The 18,544-nt window shown below is 58.7% G+C and carries 21 protein-coding genes and 1 tRNA gene; 10 read left to right on the top strand and 12 right to left on the bottom strand.

Going from position 1 to position 18,544, the window contains the following annotated elements; translation table 11 throughout:
* Positions 1 to 342: 342 nt before the first annotated feature.
* Entirely contained in the window at positions 343 to 1,734 is a 1,392-nt protein-coding gene (gabP, locus tag ACA072_RS01540) for a GABA permease (protein ID WP_497622672.1), read from the top strand.
* 359 nt (positions 1,735 to 2,093) lie between these two features.
* Positions 2,094 to 2,420, top strand: coding sequence for a hypothetical protein (locus ACA072_RS01545; RefSeq protein WP_438661575.1), 327 nt, complete (start codon positions 2,094 to 2,096; stop codon positions 2,418 to 2,420).
* Between the two features lie 115 nt (positions 2,421 to 2,535).
* On the opposite strand, the gene ACA072_RS01550 is transcribed toward ACA072_RS01545, so the two are convergent.
* The 5 genes from ACA072_RS01550 to ACA072_RS01570 all read right to left on the bottom strand — a co-directional run bounded on the left by ACA072_RS01550 (position 2,536) and on the right by ACA072_RS01570 (position 5,828).
* Positions 2,536 to 2,742 (bottom strand): AbrB/MazE/SpoVT family DNA-binding domain-containing protein, encoded by a 207-nt coding sequence (locus ACA072_RS01550; RefSeq protein WP_497622674.1) that lies wholly within the window; start codon positions 2,740 to 2,742, stop codon positions 2,536 to 2,538.
* Positions 2,743 to 2,813: 71 nt separating this feature from the next.
* Complete coding sequence (locus ACA072_RS01555) at positions 2,814 to 3,266, bottom strand: hypothetical protein (RefSeq protein WP_497622676.1); 453 nt, start codon at positions 3,264 to 3,266, stop codon at positions 2,814 to 2,816.
* Positions 3,267 to 3,270: 4 nt separating this feature from the next.
* Positions 3,271 to 3,687, bottom strand: coding sequence for a hypothetical protein (locus ACA072_RS01560; protein WP_497622677.1), 417 nt, complete (start codon positions 3,685 to 3,687; stop codon positions 3,271 to 3,273).
* A 38-nt stretch (positions 3,688 to 3,725) separates the two neighbouring features.
* Entirely contained in the window at positions 3,726 to 4,700 is a 975-nt protein-coding gene (locus ACA072_RS01565) for an alpha/beta hydrolase family protein (protein WP_497622678.1), read from the bottom strand.
* A 72-nt stretch (positions 4,701 to 4,772) separates the two neighbouring features.
* Entirely contained in the window at positions 4,773 to 5,828 is a 1,056-nt protein-coding gene (locus ACA072_RS01570) for a PDDEXK nuclease domain-containing protein (RefSeq protein ID WP_497624934.1), read from the bottom strand.
* Between the two features lie 263 nt (positions 5,829 to 6,091).
* Here ACA072_RS01570 and ACA072_RS01575 point away from each other — a divergent pair, with 263 nt between their 5' ends.
* Complete coding sequence (locus ACA072_RS01575) at positions 6,092 to 6,541, top strand: carboxypeptidase regulatory-like domain-containing protein (RefSeq protein WP_497622680.1); 450 nt, start codon at positions 6,092 to 6,094, stop codon at positions 6,539 to 6,541.
* A 37-nt stretch (positions 6,542 to 6,578) separates the two neighbouring features.
* Here ACA072_RS01575 and ACA072_RS01580 read toward each other — a convergent pair whose 3' ends face one another.
* The 6 genes from ACA072_RS01580 to ACA072_RS01605 all read right to left on the bottom strand — a co-directional run bounded on the left by ACA072_RS01580 (position 6,579) and on the right by ACA072_RS01605 (position 11,586).
* Positions 6,579 to 7,040 carry a DUF4234 domain-containing protein gene (locus ACA072_RS01580; RefSeq protein ID WP_077747585.1) on the bottom strand — a complete coding sequence of 154 codons (462 nt, stop codon included), beginning with the start codon at positions 7,038 to 7,040 and terminating at the stop codon, positions 6,579 to 6,581.
* Positions 7,041 to 7,368: 328 nt separating this feature from the next.
* Positions 7,369 to 7,444: transfer RNA gene (locus ACA072_RS01585), tRNA-Phe, on the bottom strand.
* 103 nt (positions 7,445 to 7,547) lie between these two features.
* Positions 7,548 to 7,820 carry an oxidative damage protection protein gene (locus ACA072_RS01590; RefSeq protein ID WP_010464608.1) on the bottom strand — a complete coding sequence of 91 codons (273 nt, stop codon included), beginning with the start codon at positions 7,818 to 7,820 and terminating at the stop codon, positions 7,548 to 7,550.
* Positions 7,817 to 8,884, bottom strand: coding sequence for an A/G-specific adenine glycosylase (mutY, locus tag ACA072_RS01595; RefSeq protein ID WP_497622682.1), 1,068 nt, complete (start codon positions 8,882 to 8,884; stop codon positions 7,817 to 7,819). The genes ACA072_RS01590 and mutY overlap by 4 nt, the downstream gene beginning before the upstream one ends.
* Positions 8,881 to 11,103: an AsmA family protein gene (locus ACA072_RS01600; RefSeq protein WP_497622684.1), complete on the bottom strand. Its 2,223-nt coding sequence runs from the start codon at positions 11,101 to 11,103 to the stop codon at positions 8,881 to 8,883. The genes mutY and ACA072_RS01600 overlap by 4 nt, the downstream gene beginning before the upstream one ends.
* A 78-nt stretch (positions 11,104 to 11,181) precedes the next feature.
* On the bottom strand, positions 11,182 to 11,586 hold the full coding sequence (locus tag ACA072_RS01605) for an acetyl-CoA sensor PanZ family protein (protein ID WP_497622686.1): 405 nt from the start codon (positions 11,584 to 11,586) through the stop codon (positions 11,182 to 11,184).
* 224 nt (positions 11,587 to 11,810) lie between these two features.
* On the opposite strand from ACA072_RS01605, the gene ACA072_RS01610 reads away from it, so the two are divergent.
* The 7 genes from ACA072_RS01610 (at position 11,811) to ACA072_RS01640 (ending at position 17,628) form a co-directional block, all read left to right on the top strand.
* The gene (locus tag ACA072_RS01610) at positions 11,811 to 13,475 is read left to right on the top strand and encodes an OFA family MFS transporter (protein ID WP_497622688.1); all 1,665 of its coding nucleotides are present in this window, start codon (positions 11,811 to 11,813) and stop codon (positions 13,473 to 13,475) included.
* A 269-nt stretch (positions 13,476 to 13,744) separates the two neighbouring features.
* Positions 13,745 to 14,338: an imidazoleglycerol-phosphate dehydratase HisB gene (hisB, locus tag ACA072_RS01615; protein ID WP_003218037.1), complete on the top strand. Its 594-nt coding sequence runs from the start codon at positions 13,745 to 13,747 to the stop codon at positions 14,336 to 14,338.
* The gene (hisH, locus tag ACA072_RS01620; RefSeq protein WP_150579556.1) at positions 14,338 to 14,976 is read left to right on the top strand and encodes an imidazole glycerol phosphate synthase subunit HisH; all 639 of its coding nucleotides are present in this window, start codon (positions 14,338 to 14,340) and stop codon (positions 14,974 to 14,976) included. Before hisB ends, hisH begins: the two co-directional genes overlap by 1 nt.
* The gene (locus tag ACA072_RS01625) at positions 14,977 to 15,234 is read left to right on the top strand and encodes a DUF2164 domain-containing protein (RefSeq protein ID WP_497622690.1); all 258 of its coding nucleotides are present in this window, start codon (positions 14,977 to 14,979) and stop codon (positions 15,232 to 15,234) included.
* A gap of 42 nt (positions 15,235 to 15,276) precedes the next feature.
* On the top strand, positions 15,277 to 16,014 hold the full coding sequence (gene hisA / locus ACA072_RS01630) for a 1-(5-phosphoribosyl)-5-[(5-phosphoribosylamino)methylideneamino]imidazole-4-carboxamide isomerase (RefSeq protein WP_010464588.1): 738 nt from the start codon (positions 15,277 to 15,279) through the stop codon (positions 16,012 to 16,014).
* A 9-nt stretch (positions 16,015 to 16,023) separates the two neighbouring features.
* The gene (gene hisF, locus ACA072_RS01635; RefSeq protein ID WP_007972752.1) at positions 16,024 to 16,794 is read left to right on the top strand and encodes an imidazole glycerol phosphate synthase subunit HisF; all 771 of its coding nucleotides are present in this window, start codon (positions 16,024 to 16,026) and stop codon (positions 16,792 to 16,794) included.
* Positions 16,795 to 16,872: 78 nt separating this feature from the next.
* A complete protein-coding gene (locus tag ACA072_RS01640; RefSeq protein ID WP_497622693.1) occupies positions 16,873 to 17,628 on the top strand; it encodes a substrate-binding periplasmic protein in 756 nt (251 codons plus the stop codon).
* Positions 17,629 to 17,775: 147 nt separating this feature from the next.
* On the opposite strand, the gene ACA072_RS01645 is transcribed toward ACA072_RS01640, so the two are convergent.
* The gene (locus ACA072_RS01645) at positions 17,776 to 18,543 is read right to left on the bottom strand and encodes a divergent polysaccharide deacetylase family protein (protein ID WP_497622694.1); all 768 of its coding nucleotides are present in this window, start codon (positions 18,541 to 18,543) and stop codon (positions 17,776 to 17,778) included.
* Position 18,544 lies beyond the last annotated feature (1 nt).

The following is an 18,544-nucleotide window of genomic DNA, read 5'->3' on the forward strand; positions in this document are numbered from 1 at the left end:
AGGGCGCGATGTTGCCAGCTTTGACGGGGTGTTGGAAGCGCTAACCGGCCAAACGTTCCTGATGTGCACTTTTATTGTGCGTCGTAATATTTTCGGGTGTGTTTCTGGTGCGCTGGCTCGTTCCTAAAGTGAGTCGCAGGGTAACGCTCTGGCGAATTGCCATTAATCTCAAGGACTTGCGATGACTGTCCGGTCACGCTACAGGCCCCGTGCTTAAGGAGTTCGAAACATTTTGGCGCAATTATTGCGTGCAGAATCCGGAACGCCCTGTTGGTTTCTTTTTACGAGAAGGAACGCCAGACGGGATGGATGCAAATCGCTTTCCCTTAAAAGGAAGTTTCAATGAGCAGTACCCCAAGCTCCAATGGCCTCGAACAGGGGCTCAAACCGCGTCATGTGACCATGTTGTCGATCGCCGGGGTTATCGGCGCCGGCCTGTTCGTAGGCTCTGGCCACGCCATCGCCGCCGCAGGCCCGGCCGTGCTGTTGGCCTACGCCGCCGCTGGTACTCTGGTGGTGCTGGTCATGCGCATGCTCGGCGAGATGGCCGTCGCGTCGCCAGACACGGGTTCCTTTTCGACCTACGCCGATCGCGCGATCGGTCACTGGGCCGGTTTCACCATCGGCTGGCTGTACTGGTGGTTCTGGGTGTTGGTGATCCCGCTGGAGGCCAACGCGGCCGCGACCATCCTGCATGCCTGGTTCCCCAACGTGGCCATCTGGGCTTTCACGTTGGTCATCACCTTGCTGCTGACAGTCACCAACCTGTTCAGCGTGAAGAACTACGGTGAGTTCGAATTCTGGTTTGCCCTGGTCAAAGTCATCGCGATCATCGGCTTCATCGGCCTAGGCATCATGGCGATCTTCGGCTTCCTGCCGAACAGCCAGGTCAGCGGCGTGTCGCACCTGTTCGACACCCAGGGCTTCCTGCCAAACGGCATGGGCGCGGTACTGGGCGCCATTTTGACTACCATGTTTTCCTTCATGGGCACCGAGATCGTGACCATCGCGGCCGCCGAATCGAAGAACCCTGGCCAGCAAATTTCCAAGGCCACCAACTCGGTGATCTGGCGGATTGGCTTGTTCTACCTCGTGTCGATCTTCATCGTCGTGGCCCTGGTGCCATGGAATGACCCGGTTCTGGCCGCTGTCGGCTCCTACCAGACCGTGCTGGAGCGCATGGGCATCCCGAATGCCAAGCTGATCGTCGACATCGTGGTGCTGGTTGCGGTGACCAGCTGCCTGAACTCGGCGCTCTACACCGCGTCGCGCATGATGTTCTCCCTGGGCAAACGCGGTGATGCACCGGCCGTTTCCCAGCGCACCAACAAAAGCGGCACGCCTTACTGGGCTGTCATGTTGTCCACTGGCGCAGCCTTCCTCGCCGTGTTCGCCAACTACGTGGCCCCGGCTGCGGTGTTCGAATTCCTGCTGGCCAGTTCTGGCGCCATCGCGCTGCTGGTGTACCTGGTGATCGCGATTTCGCAGCTGCGTATGCGAAAACAGCGTATGGCTCGTGGTGAAAAAATCGCCTTCAGTATGTGGCTGTTCCCGGGCCTGACCTACGCAGTGATCATCTTCATTGTCGCGGCCCTGACCATCATGCTGTTCCAGGAAGCCCACCGCGTGGAGATCCTCTCGACCGGTCTGCTGAGCTTGTTGGTCGTGGCTGCGGGCTTGTTTGTGGCGCGCCGTCGTCGCAACGAGAAGCTGATCGCAGCGGTAGCGCGCTGAGTGTTCTGACTCAGGCCGAACGCTGTTGAAGCACAGAAACGACCGCCATCAGAAATGATCGCGGTCGTTTTTGCTTTCATTCGGGCGAATTATCGAGCGGCTATCTGATGGACACGATGATGGCGAGATAGTAGCCTTCTCTTCGAATGTGTATCTCGCTGTTGCGGGATGCGATGGAGTTTCAGGACACGGATTGTTCGACGCCCCCAGCCTTCCTGGCTAAAGCACCGACCCTTTCTTGCCTGTTCCCTCATCTGACGTCAGTCACGGATGCGTTTGCGTGTGCTTGCCGTTTAAAAGAGCTGTATGGAGATAGCCCGGCCATTCAGCCAACCCATTGGGGCATCAAGGAGACAGGCATGGCGTTTACATCGGTTGTGTTCAAAAACCCTAATACCGGTGCCATGAAGGAAGCGCCAATCGGCTTCTCGTGGACCGTGTTTTTCTTTGGCTTTTTCCCGGCATTGTTCCGTGGTGATTTCAAATGGGCTGCGATCATGTTCGTCGTGGCCTGCTTCACGTTCAGCCTTAGCAACCTTGTGTTCATGTTTATCTACAACAAGCTGTACGTGCAGGACCTGATCGCTGCCGGCTACAAGGCTCAATCCATCGCCAAAGGCGAACTGGGTTATGCCAGCGCCAAGCTCGGTATTGATATTCCGCGTCTGGAAGGTGTTGCTGCCTGATTGTTGTTTTTCAGGCTTAAAAAACGGCCGCTGTCAGTGATGACAAGCGGCCGTTTTTGCTTACATCTGTCGGGCTCTAAGGCAGATAGCCGGGACTTCTAGATAGGCGTATCAATCATGGTTGTTGCCTGGTAGCTATAAAGTCGACACTGACATCATCGCCGTCGAACCAGTCGTTCCACATATCTCCAGTGGCCTCAATGACACGAGCATTGCCGATTCCGACGGTACCGACTTGGTTTGCATCGTCCGACACCAGTACTGTTTTGGGCTGTTGATCGAGCTTGTATCGATAACTCATGAAAAGGGTCTTATTTTCCATGGGGGGGCTCGACCTCCTACGCATATCGGTGCAAACGGCCGCTGGTAATCGGACTGTTTTGAGGAAATTGCTTACTCAGTTTTTTCTTCCTGCGCATCCAACGACTGACGATAGCTATCCAGAGCATCGCCAAAATCAGTGATGAACTGCGGATCAGTCAGCCAGGCCTGTGCGGCATCGCGGTCCATGCCGTCGGCCCACATGCGGTAGTCGATCAGCATGTCGGCGGCCAGGTGAGTGGCGGCCATGGCTTCGTTGTCGGCGTTTTCCATGTCCAGCAGTTCGGGATGGTCGCTGATGATCCCGGCGAGGTCGGACAGCAGGGCCAGCAGCATGTCGTTGCGGCTGATGGCCTCTGCGTCGCGCATTTTGCTGAACATTGCCAGGGTGTATTCCGGAATCGGCTCGCCGATTTCACCCAGGTCATCGTCCAGCGCGGCAGGTTTTCGGCCGTGGATGTTGATTTGCTTGGCTTTGATCTTGGCGCGTTTGGCGCGTTTTTGCTGCTTGTTCAGGGATGCCATTAATTCAGTTCGCTTTCTGTTGAGTTTGAGCCGCAATGGCGTCGGACGCCGCTACGTAGTCAGCCTGGAAGGCCGGTGATTCGATCCATGCCAGGGCGCCGGCTTCATCGACTTCGGTGGACCATTGGCGATATTCGATCAGCGCCGCGAGGATGAAATCCATCGCGCCTTCTTCACCTTCCTGTTCGTACACCAGTTCCAGCAGCGGGTCTTCGAGGAAGGCCACGCACATTGCTTGCTGGCTGGTTTTTTCGGCGTCGATCATTTTCTTGAACAGTTCGGTCAAGTCCACCGACTCGAAGTCGATACGATCATCGTTCGGGTCCAGCTCGACCGGCGCGGCAGCCCGCTGGGTACGGTTCTGCTTGGCCTTGGCTTTCGCGCGGGAGGCGCGTTTGTTCTGTTTGTTGGCGGATGCCATGGGTGAAATTCCGTCATTCGATGAGAGGGGCGGGTCAATCAGCTGCGAGGCACTCGCCGCCCGGGTGTATCGGGGGCCAGTTCGCCGGTCTGCAACCAGGACAATGCAATGGGCCATAGTGTGGCTTGGTATGCGCTGCGAAAAAAGGCGAAATGTCCGACTTCTTCTTCGCCGATGTCTTCGGGGGCGATTCGCAGGTGGGTGTTTGTGCTGCCGGTGAAGTAGCCGAGCAGGCGTTCGATGGCCGCGATCGTACCGTAAGGATCATCGCTGATGCTGATGGCCAGGTTTTTTGCAGTGACTGATGCAAAGGGAAGCTGGCCGGTTTTTGCATGCATGACACGACCACTGGGCCGCGTTTCGTAGCGTGCAGTGGGCGTGCTCCAGTCGCGAACCACGCCGGCGGGCGTGTCCTCCAGCCAGCCGAGGCGTTTTCCGGGGAAGTAACCGTAAAGCAGGGTCATCAACGGCATCACCACATGCCACTTGCCGAGCATCCGCCAGCGATGGGCGAGCGCATAGTCGCGCCAGTACGCGAATTGCGCGCCGACCGTCACCAAATGCCGAATCAAATGCGCTGACGCCCCAAGACCCGCTGCACAGCCTCCAAAGCTGTGGCCGACTACGTCGATGGGTTGGCCGGGGAATTCGCGCTGTGCGCGCTTGAGCATCGCCTCAAAGTCCAGTGCGCCCCAATCGGACCATGAAGCCTCCAACCCTCTCAGCGACGTTGGCCGCGACTCGCCGATGCCGCGGTAGTCATAGGTGATGACATCGAAGTCGTTGGCGAACAGGTAGTCGGCGAAGCGCGAGTAATGCCGGCAACGAACCGAGGTGGCCGCATTGATGATAACCACCGGGCGCGCGATGTCCTGAGAGGCGTGCCGCCAAGTGAAGCCGCCGAGGATGAAGCCGTCTGCGGCGGGTTCCTTGAACGGTTCGCCAGCAGTGTCGGTGGTCAGCGACAATTCGATTTGAGTCGGCACCAGTGAAGGCATGTCCTGCAAATTCATCGGCTTTGGACCTTTGCGGGTAGTTGCCAACGATAGTCCTCACATCGCTTGTGAACAATCCACCCGTCGTTTTCACGTCTTGCGATTGAGCTGTCGATCCTCAAGCACGGCGCGTTCCCGATCCAGCTCCGCACGAAGTTCCTCTTCGCTAGGCAGTACCAGCTTGTACTTGCTGGCGAACAGTTGTTCGTTGCCCTCCAGCACTGAATAGCGCACCACCGACTCATCTTTCTGCGCGCAGAGAATGATGCCAACGGTAGGGCCGTCCTCCGGTCCGCGTTTGAGGTCGTCATACATACGCACGTACATGTCCATTTGGCCGACATCCTGATGGGTAAGTTCGCCTCTCTTGAGATCGAAGATGACGAAGCAATTGAGCAAGTAGTTGTAGAACACCAGGTCGATGTAGAAGTCTTTGCTGTCGGTGCTGATGCGTTGTTGGCGGGCGATAAAGGCAAAGCCTTTGCCAAGCTCAAGCAGGAAGGCTTGAAGCTGATGGATCAGTGCTTGTTCGAGATCGGTTTCCTGGGTCAGGCCCGCGTCGGGCAAGCCCAGAAACTCCAGCATCACCGGATCCCTGATGAAGTCCCGAGGGTGCGCGCTCATTTTCTGGATGTTGGTTGCGGCTTCCTGTTTGACGGCAGGGCGGTCACGGCTTGCTAGCAGGCGTTCGTAGTAGAGGGTGTTGATTTGGCGTTCCAGGGCGCGGGATGACCAGTTTTGAATGGCTGATTCGTTCATGTACCACTCGCGGGCGTGGTCGTTATCGACTCGTAGCAATCGGCGATAGTGGGTCCAGCTCAATTCGGAACGCACTGCGTCCCAAATTGGAAAGGTCTGATAGAAATCCCGCATATATCGCAGGTTGCGTTCATCAAAACCTTTTCCAAACTGGGTAGTGAGAGCGTTGGCGAGTGTCGGAAGCAAGCGCTTGCCGTATGCCGCCCGCCGAGCCCCTTCTTGCTCAAACTCGACAATATGTCTTCCAATCTGCCAGCACGTTTGCACCTGAACGGTATCGACCGCTCGCAGCACTTTCTGTCGCGCCTGACGGATCAGTTCGCCAAGGTTACCCACCAGATAGGCGAGTTGTGGGTCTTGAGTGTTTTCGGTTTTGACAATGCTCATGAAGTCTTCCGCGGCTGGAGGAACAGGCGAAAGAGAATGACAAGAGAGGGCCGGGCGAAGATGCAGGGCGCGTCTGGGAAGCCAGAAGGAAATGCCGGATTCGTTTTGCAGGAGCATGCCGACGGCAGCACGGACATGAGGAATACAAGGTGTAGTCCATTTCGCAGTGAGCTCAAGACCGAATCAATCTAAAACTTGGCCGTCGCCCGGGAAATCAAAAGTGAAGGACCAGGAGGGCGCTGTGAAGCCCAGGAGTCGTCATCATGAAGTCCATCCATTTCCTAATGTTGCCCATCGCCACCGTCGGTGTGCTGATGTTTTCTGCAATGTCAGTTGCCGCCAGCCTCGAGCCCGTCGACAGTTCAGGCGTGCAGATTCAGCGACAGGAACAGAACGGGATTACCTATTTGTCCGGCGGTATCGGCGAGGATGAAGCGAAGGCCATTCAGCAAACGACCGGCTACAACCTGCACATGACCTTTTCCATTGGGCCGGAGGGCAAATATGTACCGGATGTCGAGTTGGTTATCCAGAGTCCTCAAGGTCAATCAATACTGACACTCAGTCAGGCAGGGCCTCTGGTTTATGTCCAGTTACCTGCTGGCAAGTACACCGTGGTCGCCACCCGAAACGGTGAGGCAAAGCGCGACACGACAGATGTCGGCAGCGCTGGCGTGCGTAATCTGGTGTTCAACTGGAGGGGTGATGAGTGACGGTGGCAGTCCGTTGAGACTGCCCCTCGCCAGTTGATCAGGCTTGCGTCGTCTGGCCGCGCAGGATCAGTTGTTTGCGCTGCTCTTCAGGCAAGTCGTTGATGCAGTAATTCACGTAAAAAATGTTCAGGAAGAAGGTATAGAACCCGTTCATGCGCAGGTCGATTTTATGCTCGTTGAGGGCGTATTCCGACAGCGCATTTTTTGCCTTGAAGGCCCACACGATGTACAGCGCGTTCAATGCGATCAGCAGAATGCCGGAAAGCGAGTCGAACAACACGTCGCCCAGGTTCGACAACGCGCCGCTCCAGCCAAGGCATACGGCGACCCAAATAACGTAAGTGTCGTCGACCACTTTGATTTTCGTCGTTTCGTTGATCTTCTGGTTGCTCTTGTACAACCACAACAGCAAGTAGATCCCGGCGGTCGCAATCGACAGCAGGACCATGTTCAAGGTTTTGGTGTTGATCTTGTCTTTCAGTTCATTGATGTCAGACATAACTGTTCCATGTTCGGGGCTTTCGAGAAGGGGGCGTGCCTGGAAAGCTGTCGTCGAGCAGGGGGAGGGCAGTGTTTTGCGGGGAGGGGTGAAAAAGCACGCACTCCTTGCGCTGTCTCTATCCTGTATCGACTGATTCGGATGCGGGGGCATCGGGATCAATGTTGGCTTTATTCCATGCACGCGCAAAATCATAGCACGGTGCCATCATCGTGCCCGAGTACTAAAGCGTGATTGTTTTTCCGGCATCTGCGCTGCGGTGGGCTGTCGTTATCAAATCGCAGGCATAAAAAAACCCTGAATCTTGCGATTCAGGGTTTTCGGTATTTGGTGCCCAGAGACGGAATCGAACCGCCGACACGGGGATTTTCAATCCCCTGCTCTACCGACTGAGCTATCTGGGCAACGGGGCGCATTAAACGGGTTTTTCAGGGGGTCGTCAAGCAAGTTTTCAAAAAATATTTAATTATTACCGTCGCTTACGATCCGACCCCCGAGAAAGCAGGATTATTCAGCCGGCGGAACGTAGCCGTCAGCTTTGGCGTATTCCTCGCCGGAGAAGTACTTGTCCATCTCGCCCTGAAGGTATTTGCGGTCTTCGGCGTTCATCATGTTCAGGCGTTTTTCGTTGATCAGCAGGGTCTGGTGTTTCTGCCAGTCGGCCCAGGCCTTGGCCGAGACGTGGTCAAAAATGTCCTGACCTTTTGCGCCCGGGAATGGAGCGCGCTCCAGGGCGGGCAATTCTTCTTTGTACTTGCGGCACATGATGGTGCGGGTCATGACGACTCTCCTGCGTTCAATACGGCGGCCGCGCGTTCGAGCAAGGTTTTGACCGGGGCGGCAAGGCCCAGGCGCGGCGGGGTGGCGAGGTTATACCAGAGCCAGTCGGCCTCGGCCACGTGATGGCCGGCCTCCTGGACCTGAACCAGCCAGGGTTCGATGGATAACTGAAAATGGCTGAAGGTGTGCACCAGGCTCGGCAGCGCTTGTTGCGTGCCCAGTTCCAGTGAGTGCTGCGAGGCCAGGTGTTGCAGGTCGTCGAGGTCGTCGAGTTCCGGTAGGCTCCACAGACCGCCCCACAAGCCCGTGGAAGGGCGGCGGTAAAGCAGAATCGCGCCTTCGCCGTTGGCGAGCATCGGCATCAGCGTGCGCTTCTGTGGCACGGTTTTGCGCGGCTTGGGGATCGGGTAGCGGGTTTCCAGGCCAAGCATGTGCGCTTCGCAGCCTTTTTCCAGCGGACACAGCAGACAGCTCGGTTTACTACGGGTACAAAGTGTGGCGCCCAGATCCATCATCGCCTGGGTGTAGGCGTTGACCCGATCATGCGGGGTGAAGCGCTCAGCGTTCGCCCACAGCTGTTTGGCAACCTTCGGCTCGCCCGGATATCCCTCTTGCGCGGTAAAGCGCGCCAGGACCCGTTTGACGTTGCCATCGAGGATAGGCGCCCGCAGGCCCATGCTCAGGCTGGCGATGGCGCCGGCCGTGGACAGACCGATCCCGGGCAATTCGACAAGCTTTTCCACATCCCGGGGAAACTCGCCACCGTATTCGGCCACGACAATCTTCGCGGTCTTCTGCAAATTGCGCGCGCGGGTGTAGTAACCGAGGCCGGTCCACAGGTGCAGCACTTCGTCTTCCGGCGCGGCGGCCAGGGCCTCGACCGTCGGCAGCGAGGCCATGAAGCGGTCGAAGTAATTCAGCACGGTGCTGACCTGGGTTTGCTGCAACATGATTTCCGAGACCCACACCCGATACGGCGTGATGCCTTGTTGCCAGGGCAAATCGTGGCGGCCGTGGCGGTCGTACCAGTCAAGCACCGCCGATGAAAACTGCTCGGCTCTCATCGCTTGAACAGCCCCTTCAACGCGTTTTTCAGCTCAGGGCTGACCTTGTCGCCAAGCTTCTCGTCGATTTTTTCGCTGATTTTTTCGCCGGCCAGTTTGCTCGCGACCTGGCCCATGCGTTCGTTATCGAGGCGGCAAGCCTTGGCGCCCAGTTCCAGCGGGCCACGGCAGCGCAACGGCCACTCGATGCCGACGAACTTCTCACCGACCTGGCAGGCTGGGTCCGGCATGTCGCTCTTGTCGCCTTCGACGACCACACCCACGCGGTAATCCATGCCCAGCACTCGCAGGTCGACGTCGCCGTCACCCTTCACGGTCATGCCTGGGATGCGCACTTTCAGGTCCGGGTTGCTGGCCACGCCGTTACGGAAGGTCAGGTTGCCGTTGAGCTCCTGGAATGGCGTGTCTTTGCCCCGTGGTTCGCCGCTGAGTGTTTTGCGGTTAAGGGTGGCGATGCCTTTGCACAGTTGTTGCTCAAGGTTGGCATTGAGCAGCACGCCGTTGTTGATGACGAAACTGGCGTTGCCATTGAGCGTGTCGATCAGTGCTTGCTGGCTATTGCCGCTGCCGGTCAACGCACTGTTGAGCGTCACCAGACCTTTGACCGGCGGATTCTTCCCTTGGCTTTCGAGGATTTTTTCCACAGGTACTTTGGTGATGCGCGTCTGCATGTTCAGTGCGGGTACTGCCTGGCGTACGTCCAGGGTGCCCTTGGCTTCGAAGTTGCCTTCGTACAGGTCGCCACGCAGGTTCTCCAGGGTCAGCAGGCCGCCCTGGCCGGTGGCCTTGAGTGCGGCGTTCTGGATCGGCAGTTTGTCGAGGGTCAGCAGGCCGAAGGTCAGGTCGGCGTCCACGTCGAGTTTGCTCAGGCGTTCTACCGGCAACAGGCGTTCAGTACTCCACGCGGTTTTGGTCGGTGCGGCGGGCAACGGTGTGCTGCCGGCGCCCGCCATGGCATCGGCTTCGGTACTGGCGACTTCGGCCTGACGCACTTGAGTCGCGCTGTTTGCTTCAGCGGATTTTGGCGGCAGGTAACGATCGACGTTGAAGGTGTCAGCCTTGAGGGTCGCGCGCAGCGATTGCTTGGCGAAATCCTCGACGGCGATACGGCCGCTGAAGCTGCTGTCGTCGACTTTCAGGTTGATGTTGTCGAGCGACAGGCTCGCAGGCGTGCCCGCCAGACGGCTGACCAGCTCGACCTTGCTCAGGCTGCCTTCGGCCATGGCCGGGAGTTTCTGGCCGATGCTGTCGACGAATTTCGCCAGATCGAACTGGGCGATCGAAATGCCGCCGCTGATTTGAGGCGTCTTGTCGAGGTCGTTGACCTTCAGTTCGCCCAGCGCGCGCAATTGGTTGGCGGAGATCTTGATACCGGTCCATTCGGCGACGTTCGCGGCTTTATCCAGCAGCAACTGGCCTTGGGCGGCGAAGGTCATGGTCTTGCCTTGCAGTGGATCGCCGGCGACTTCGCCGGTGAGTTTCATGTCCTCGAATTTGTAGCGCTGCAAGGCGCGCTCGAAACGCAGCTCGCCATTGAGCTCGGTGCGTATCCGCAAAACCGGCTGATTGGTGCCGAGGAACGCGGTGAGTTTGACCGGGATGTTGGTCGAGTCGTGGACCGGGCCGGTACTCAGCTGGATGCTTTCGGCGCTGAACTGCTTGCCGGTCTTCTCGTCGTTGTATTCAACGCGGGCGTTGTTGACGGTCAGGCTGTCGATGTCCAGGCGAATCGGCTGGGCCGGTTTTTCCGCCTGGGCGGTGGTGTCCGGCGCAGGTGCCGGTTCGCCCGGCGGGGCAGCTGGCGTAGCTGGCGCCGGGTTCTTGCCGATGTCTTCCCAGTTGCCGTGGCCGTCCTTGTCGCGGTTCAGGCGCAGGCTCAGACCTTCGACGCGCACGTCACTCATCTGCACTTCGCGGCGCAGCAGTGGCAGCACGCGCACGGACAGGCCAAGCATCTGCAAGTCGGCGAACGGCTCGGTGGGCTTGGCCAGGGTCGCGACACTGGCTTCGTGCAATTCCAGGCCAAGCCACGGGAACAGGCTCCAGCCGATATCGCCATTGAGCGTCAGCTCGATGTGGGCCTTGTCGCGGGCAATCTGGCGAATCTCGTCTTTATAGTCGTTGGGATCGAAGAGGTGGGTCAGGGCAAAGCCCAGCGCCACAATGATCAGCAACAGCCCGAGAAGCACCAGACCCAGGATTTTGCCGAACGCTTTCATGGGCGAGTCCTTGTAGTTAGTCGAATTCGAAATTTAGCCGGGGAGTATAGCGCCCCGAAGCGGACGACCGGTCAGCGATCACGCCGGCAACACATCCAGCGGCACTTTCAGCTTGGCGGCCAGGGCTTGAGCTTCGAGATGCCCGGCAGGCGCCAGCAAACGCAATGTCGCGCCCGATTGCGACGCCATTTTCTGTGCTTCGTTCACCATGCGCTCGGCAACGCCGCGACGACGGGTAATTTTTCGTACACAAAGTTGGGACAAGTGCCAGACGTCCTGGTGCCGTTGCAAACGGGCCGCGCCGAGCAGTCGATCATTGAAGCGTCCGGCAATCAGCGAACCGTCACCCAGGCAGCCTTCGATCAGCTGCGCATCCCCGGAAAACGGGGCGAAGAGCCAGTCCGGGGCGTCGCGGTAAATTTTTTGCAGGTCTTGCTGATCCTGGTAAGTGGCTTCTTGCAGCAGCTCGACGACGATCGGCATGGAGGCTCCTTCAGTGGTACGAGAACAGACGACTTGCATAAAGGTGATATCACTTTGGTTTTTCTGTCACGTACAGATGGTAACCTCTGCCAGTTCGTCCGTCCTTCTGCGGCGTGATGTCGCACCAAAATGGAGCTTCACCCTGAAAAAGACAGTCATGCGTGCGCATAAGGCTGGGGGCGAAGAGTGGCTGGCGAACCATACTAATAATTGGGGGATACACAATGACCACGAGCATCACGGCGGACGGCCTCAAAGCCGATCAGCCCGCGTTCCTGTCCAAGGAGCGCATCATCGCCAAGCCCGGTTTCAACCGTTGGCTGGTTCCACCGGCCGCCCTGGCCATCCACCTTTGCATCGGCATGGCTTATGGCTTCTCGGTGTTCTGGCTGCCGCTGTCCAAAGCCCTGGGCGTAACCAAGGCAGTAGCCTGCGCGCCCGACATGAGCTTCATCTCGCAGGTTTTCTCTTCGCAATGTGACTGGCCGATCTCGATGCTCGGCTGGATCTACACCCTGTTCTTCATCTTCCTTGGCTGCTCGGCCGCGATCTGGGGCGGCTGGCTGGAACACGCCGGGCCGCGCAAGGCTGGCGTTGTATCGGCGCTGTGCTGGTGTGGTGGTCTGCTGATTTCAGCGCTGGGGGTCTATACCCACCAGATCTGGCTGATGTGGATCGGCTCCGGGGTCATTGGCGGTATCGGCCTGGGGTTGGGTTACATCTCGCCTGTGTCGACCCTGATCAAGTGGTTCCCGGACAAGCGCGGCATGGCGACTGGCATGGCGATCATGGGCTTCGGCGGTGGTGCGATGGTCGGTGCTCCGCTGGCCGCAGCGCTGATGGGGCATTTCGCTTCGGCAGAGAGCGTCGGCGTATGGCAGAGCTTCCTGGTGATGGCCGCGATCTACTTCGTGTTCATGATCGGTGGCGCACTGTCCTACCGCGTGCCGCCAACCGGCTGGAAGCCTGAAGGCTGGACCGCTCCGGCGAAAAAAGCTGCGAACGCGATGATCACTCACCGTCACGTTCACGTGAATGTGGCGTGGAAAACTCCGCAGTTCCGTCTGGTGTGGCTGGTGCTGTGCCTGAACGTATCGGCCGGTATCGGCATCCTGGGTATGGCTTCGCCGCTGTTGCAGGAAGTGTTCGGCGGTAAATTGATCGGTGTTGATTTGCCATTCGGTCAACTGGACGCCGGGCAACTGGCATCGATTGCTGCAATCGCTGCAGGTTTCACCGGTTTGTTGAGCCTGTTCAACATCGGTGGCCGGTTCTTCTGGGCGTCGTTCTCGGATTACCTGGGCCGTAAAAACACTTATTTCGTGTTCTTCGCCCTCGGTTTCGCGCTGTACGCGCTGATCCCGAACCTCGGTCACCTGGGCAACGTTGCGCTGTTCGTGGCGGCGTTCTGCATCATCCTGTCGATGTACGGCGGTGGTTTTGCGACCGTGCCGGCTTACCTGGCGGACCTGTTCGGTACGCAAATGGTCGGCGCGATCCACGGTCGTCTGCTGACGGCTTGGGCAGCGGCGGGCGTGTTGGGTCCGGTGCTGGTGAACTACCTGCGTGAATATCAGCTGAGCATCGGTGTTGAACGCGCCGCGGCTTACGACATCACCTTGTACATCCTTGCGGGCCTGCTGGTGCTGGGCTTCCTGTGCAACCTGATGGTTCGCCCGGTGGCCGACAAGTACTTCATGACCGACGCTGAACTGGCCGCCGAACAGGCGCTGGGCCACGACAAGGGTGCTGATGCCAGCACCGTGCTGGAGTGGAAAGCGGATGCAGGCACCAAGCCGTTGGCGATTGCTGCCTGGCTGGTGGTGGGGATTCCGTTGGCGTGGGGTGTTTGGGTGACGCTGCAGAAAACTGCAGTTCTGTTCCACTAATGAACGTTTAGCGCATTACCCCTGTGGGAGCGGGCTTGCTCGCGAAGGCGGAGTGTCAGTCGACATATTTGGTGGCTGACACTCCGCCTTCGCGAGCAAGCCCGCTCCCACATTTGTTTTGTGTTCCATTCAAATGGCTTGTATGGACATGTCTATCCCCGACAGCGCAGGGTTCTGTCCGTCAGTCATATCACCTCCCGTGTTTCTGTTTCGCGCCCGCGCCCCTATAATGGCTGCCTTTTTCGCCCAATGATTTTGCGGAGCTGGTGATGGCCGAACGTAAGGCGTCAGTCGAGCGCGACACTCTGGAAACCCAGATCAAAGCCTCGATCAACCTGGATGGCACCGGAAAGGCCCGATTTGATATCGGTGTTCCTTTTCTTGAGCACATGCTGGACCAGATCGCCCGTCACGGGCTGATCGACCTGGATATTGTCAGCAAGGGCGACCTGCATATCGACGACCACCACACCGTGGAAGACGTCGGTATCACCCTGGGTCAGGCCTTCGCCAAAGCCATCGGCGACAAAAAAGGCATCCGTCGTTACGGCCACGCCTACGTGCCGCTCGATGAAGCGCTGTCGCGCGTGGTGATCGACTTCTCCGGTCGTCCTGGCCTGCAGATGCATGTTCCCTACACTCGCGCCACCGTCGGCGGTTTCGACGTTGACCTGTTCCAGGAATTCTTCCAGGGCTTCGTCAACCACGCGCTGGTCAGCCTGCACATCGACAACCTGCGTGGCACCAACACCCACCACCAGATCGAAACCGTGTTCAAGGCATTCGGCCGCGCACTGCGCATGGCCGTAGAGCTCGACGACCGCATGGCCGGTCAGATGCCGTCGACCAAAGGCGTTCTGTAATGCAGACGGTCGCGGTTATCGATTACGGCATGGGCAACCTGCACTCGGTGGCCAAGGCCCTCGAGCACGTCGGTGCCGGCAAGGTTCTGATCACCAGCGATGCCGATGTGATTCGCGAAGCCGACCGGGTGGTTTTCCCCGGCGTCGGCGCGATTCGCGATTGCATGGCGGAGATCCGTCGCCTGGGCTTCGACTCGCTGGTGCGTGAAGTCAGCCAGGATCGTCCGTTCCTCGGCATCTGTGTCGGCATGCAAGCCTTGCTCGACAGCAGTGAAGAGAACGACGGCGTCGACTGCATCGGCCTGTTCCCGGGCGCGGTGAAGTTCTTCGGCAAAGACCTGCACGAAGACGGCGAACACCTGAAAGTCCCGCACATGGGCTGGAACGAAGTGAAGCAGACGGTGAGTCACCCGCTGTGGCACGACATTCCGGACCTGGCGCGTTTCTACTTCGTGCACAGCTACTACATCGCTGCCGGCAATGCGCGGCAGGTGGTGGGTGGCGGTCACTACGGTGTCGATTTCGCCGCAGCGCTGGCCGAAGGCTCGCGTTTCGCCGTGCAGTTCCACCCGGAGAAGAGCCATACCCATGGCCTGCAATTGCTGCAGAACTTCGCTGCGTGGGACGGTCGCTGGTAAATGGCTGTCAAGAAGAAGCCGCCGATCCTGACCCTCACTCCCGAGCAGGAGAACGAGGCCAATCACAAGATCAAACGCTTCATGGAGGAACGCTTCGAACTGGACCTGGGTTCGTTCGAAGCGGCTGAAATCCTTGAGCTGTTTACCCGTGAAATTGCGCCGCACTATTACAACAGGGCGATTTTCGATGTGCAGACGCACCTCAAAGAGAGGTTCGAAAGCATCGAAAGCGACTTGTGGGCGCTCGAGAAAAACTGATTTTCGAGCGAAGCTGAACAATCGAATTTGAAGGTTTGCCAGATGCTGATTATTCCCGCTATCGATCTCAAAGACGGTGCCTGTGTTCGTCTGCGCCAGGGCCGCATGGAAGATTCCACGGTGTTCTCCGATGACCCGGTGAGCATGGCTGCCAAGTGGGTGGAGGGCGGTTGCCGTCGTCTGCATCTGGTCGACTTGAACGGCGCCTTCGAAGGTCAGCCGGTCAACGGCGAAGTGGTCACTGCCATCGCCAAGCGCTACCCGAACCTGCCGATCCAGATCGGCGGCGGTATCCGTTCCCTGGAAACCATCGAGCACTACGTGAAAGCGGGCGTGAGCTACGTGATCATTGGCACCAAGGCCGTGAAAGATCCGGCCTTCGTCGCTGAAGCCTGCCGCGCGTTCCCGGGCAAAGTGATCGTCGGTCTGGACGCCAAAGACGGTTTCGTCGCCACCGACGGCTGGGCTGAGATCAGCACCATCCAGGTGATCGACCTGGCCAAGCAATTCGAAGCCGACGGCGTGTCCGCGATCGTTTATACCGACATCGCCAAAGACGGCATGATGCAGGGCTGCAACGTTCCGTTCACCGCTGCGCTGGCCGCTGCCACGCGCATTCCGGTCATCGCTTCCGGCGGTATTCACAACCTCGGTGACATCAAGTCGCTGCTCGACGCCAAGGCGCCGGGCATCATCGGCGCGATCACCGGCCGGGCGATCTACGAAGGCACCCTCGACGTCGCTGAAGCGCAAGCTTTCTGCGATTCGTACAAAGGCTGAGGACTGACCATGGCGCTGGCCAAACGCATCATCCCTTGCCTGGACGTGGACAACGGCCGGGTCGTCAAAGGTGTGAAGTTCGAGAACATTCGTGATGCTGGCGACCCGGTGGAAATCGCCCGTCGCTACGACGAGCAAGGCGCCGACGAGATTACCTTTCTCGACATCACCGCCAGCGTCGACGGCCGCGACACCACGCTGCATACCGTCGAGCGCATGGCCAGCCAGGTGTTTATCCCGCTGACCGTGGGCGGCGGCGTGCGCACCGTGCAGGACATTCGCAACCTTTTGAATGCCGGCGCGGACAAGGTCTCGATCAACACCGCGGCCGTGTTCAACCCGGAATTTGTTGGCGAGGCTGCCCAGCATTTCGGTTCGCAGTGCATCGTCGTCGCGATCGACGCCAAGAAAGTCTCCGGCCCGGGCGAAACCCCGCGCTGGGAAATCTTCACTCACGGTGGCCGCAAGCCAACCGGCCTCGACGCCGTTGAGTGGGCGAAGAAGATGGAAGGCCTCGGTGCCGGTGAAATCCTGCTGACCAGCATGGATCAGGACGGCATGAAAAACGGCTTCGACCTGGGCGTCACCCGCGCCATCAGCGATGCGCTGGGTATCCCGGTGATTGCGTCCGGCGGTGTCGGCAATCTGCAGCATTTGGCCGATGGCATCATCGAAGGCCACGCCAGCGCTGTATTGGCGGCGAGTATTTTCCACTTCGGCGAATACACCGTGCAGGAAGCCAAGGCCTATATGGCGCATCGCGGGATCGTAATGCGATAAACAAATCCATGCAGGCCAGTGGACAGCATGGCGGGCTCAAGGCACTCTTGGGCACGCCATGGATTTCGGTAGCCCGACATGATCAAACGTCTTCTTCTTGTCCTCGCCAGCGCTTCTCTGTTGCTCATCAATGGAGTCCACGCTGAAGAAAGTCCCGACACCGACCTGGTGTTGCTGACGGAAAACTTCCCGCCGTACAACATGGCGAAGAACGGCAAGAACTTCGCTCAAGACGAGAACATCAACGGCATTGCCGTGGACATTGTCCGCGAAATGTTCAAACGTGCCGACGTCACCTACAGCCTGACGCTGCGCTTCCCTTGGGAGCGAATCTACAAACTCGCCCTCGAGAAACCTGGTTACGGCGTATTTGTGATGGCGCGTTTGCCGGACCGCGAGAAACTCTTCAAGTGGGTCGGCCCGATTGGCCCGGATGACTGGATCATGCTGGCCAAGGCTGACAGCAAGATCAGCCTTGAGTCGCTGGAGCAGGCGCGCAAATACAAGATTGGTGCGTACAAGGGTGATGCGATTGCCGAGACGCTGGCCAAGCAGGGGTTGAAGCCGATAGTGGTGCTGCGCGATCAGGACAACGCGAAGAAGTTGGTGAATGGTCAGATTGATTTGTGGGCGACGGGCGATCCGGCCGGGCGGTATCTGGCGCGGCAGGAGGGCGTTAACGGCCTCAAGACAGTACTGCGCTTCAACAGCGCCGAGCTTTATCTGGCCTTGAACAAAGATGTACCGGACGAAGTGGTGGTCAAGCTTCAGGCCGCGCTGGATCAACTGCGCAAGGAAGGCGTGGTGGACGACATCATGGCGCGGTATCTTTGAATTCAAACGCCGAATCTGTGCCATGCACAATTCAATGTGGGAGCGGGCTTGCTCGCGAAAGCGGTGTGTCAGTCGACTTTTATGTTGCCTGACCTGGCCCCTTCGCGAGCAAGCCCGCTCCCATATTGAGATTGTGGTGCTTGGCGATTAGCGGTACATGCCGTCCTTCCCGTGAGCAGCCGTCGCGCGATTGCTGCGCACGCTGATCATCTGTTTGATGTCGATCCACTCGATACCTTGAGCCTTGAGCTTGGGCAACTCCCGCTCCAGCACCGCCAATGTCTGCGAATACGGATGCCCGGTCATCACCGCCGAACCCTGCTGACGCGCCAAACTGATCGCCGTCTGCAGCTGAGTGAGAATCGCCGCTTCAGTGCGCTCATCATCCAGAAACACATCCCGCGAAACGCTCGCCAACCCGATCTTCTGCGCCTCGGCCGCCGCAACCGTCTGCGCGCTGGTGCGGCTGTCGACAAAGAGCTTGTGCCGGCGCTGCAAGTCCACCATTAACCAGGCCATGGCCGGTCGTTGGGCGGTCATGCGGCTGCCCATATGGTTGTTGATGCCGGCGGTATAGGGCACGACCTTGAACGCCGCGTTCAGGCGTTTCTCAAGTTCGTCGATGGGCAAATCGGGATGCCAGGCGAACGGGCCGGTGGCCGGGTCCATGGGCATGTGCAGGATGACGATCTTGCCGGCGCGATGGGCTTCGCGGGCGAATTCGGTGGCGTGGGGCGTGTCGGGCATGATCGCCGCAGTGACCGGACCGGGCAGGGCCAGCACGCGACGATCCCGGGGCAGGTTTTGCCCCAGGTCATCGATGATCAGCGTGATGTAGGCCTTTTGAGGGGCGGGCGCTGCATGAGCAACACCCGCCAGACAGCACAGCAGACCGATCAAATACCGCAGGCGCACC

This window comes from Pseudomonas sp. LBUM1656 (assembly GCF_059716065.1).

Coding starts and splice junctions, on each gene's coding strand:
- ACA072_RS01565 (WP_497622678.1), bottom strand. CDS start 4,700: ATGAATTTGCAGGACATGCCTTCACTGGTGCCGACTCAAATCGAATTG.
- mutY (WP_497622682.1), bottom strand. CDS start 8,884: ATGAGAGCCGAGCAGTTTTCATCGGCGGTGCTTGACTGGTACGACCGC.
- ACA072_RS01640 (WP_497622693.1), top strand. CDS start 16,873: ATGATCAAACGTCTTCTTCTTGTCCTCGCCAGCGCTTCTCTGTTGCTC.
- hisB (WP_003218037.1), top strand. CDS start 13,745: ATGGCCGAACGTAAGGCGTCAGTCGAGCGCGACACTCTGGAAACCCAG.
- hisH (WP_150579556.1), top strand. CDS start 14,338: ATGCAGACGGTCGCGGTTATCGATTACGGCATGGGCAACCTGCACTCG.
- ACA072_RS01605 (WP_497622686.1), bottom strand. CDS start 11,586: ATGCCGATCGTCGTCGAGCTGCTGCAAGAAGCCACTTACCAGGATCAG.
- ACA072_RS01580 (WP_077747585.1), bottom strand. CDS start 7,040: ATGTCTGACATCAATGAACTGAAAGACAAGATCAACACCAAAACCTTG.
- ACA072_RS01575 (WP_497622680.1), top strand. CDS start 6,092: ATGAAGTCCATCCATTTCCTAATGTTGCCCATCGCCACCGTCGGTGTG.
- ACA072_RS01590 (WP_010464608.1), bottom strand. CDS start 7,820: ATGACCCGCACCATCATGTGCCGCAAGTACAAAGAAGAATTGCCCGCC.
- ACA072_RS01545 (WP_438661575.1), top strand. CDS start 2,094: ATGGCGTTTACATCGGTTGTGTTCAAAAACCCTAATACCGGTGCCATG.
- ACA072_RS01550 (WP_497622674.1), bottom strand. CDS start 2,742: ATGGAAAATAAGACCCTTTTCATGAGTTATCGATACAAGCTCGATCAA.
- ACA072_RS01625 (WP_497622690.1), top strand. CDS start 14,977: ATGGCTGTCAAGAAGAAGCCGCCGATCCTGACCCTCACTCCCGAGCAG.
- ACA072_RS01570 (WP_497624934.1), bottom strand. CDS start 5,828: ATGAGCATTGTCAAAACCGAAAACACTCAAGACCCACAACTCGCCTAT.
- gabP (WP_497622672.1), top strand. CDS start 343: ATGAGCAGTACCCCAAGCTCCAATGGCCTCGAACAGGGGCTCAAACCG.
- ACA072_RS01560 (WP_497622677.1), bottom strand. CDS start 3,687: ATGGCATCCGCCAACAAACAGAACAAACGCGCCTCCCGCGCGAAAGCC.
- ACA072_RS01600 (WP_497622684.1), bottom strand. CDS start 11,103: ATGAAAGCGTTCGGCAAAATCCTGGGTCTGGTGCTTCTCGGGCTGTTG.
- ACA072_RS01555 (WP_497622676.1), bottom strand. CDS start 3,266: ATGGCATCCCTGAACAAGCAGCAAAAACGCGCCAAACGCGCCAAGATC.
- ACA072_RS01610 (WP_497622688.1), top strand. CDS start 11,811: ATGACCACGAGCATCACGGCGGACGGCCTCAAAGCCGATCAGCCCGCG.
- hisA (WP_010464588.1), top strand. CDS start 15,277: ATGCTGATTATTCCCGCTATCGATCTCAAAGACGGTGCCTGTGTTCGT.
- hisF (WP_007972752.1), top strand. CDS start 16,024: ATGGCGCTGGCCAAACGCATCATCCCTTGCCTGGACGTGGACAACGGC.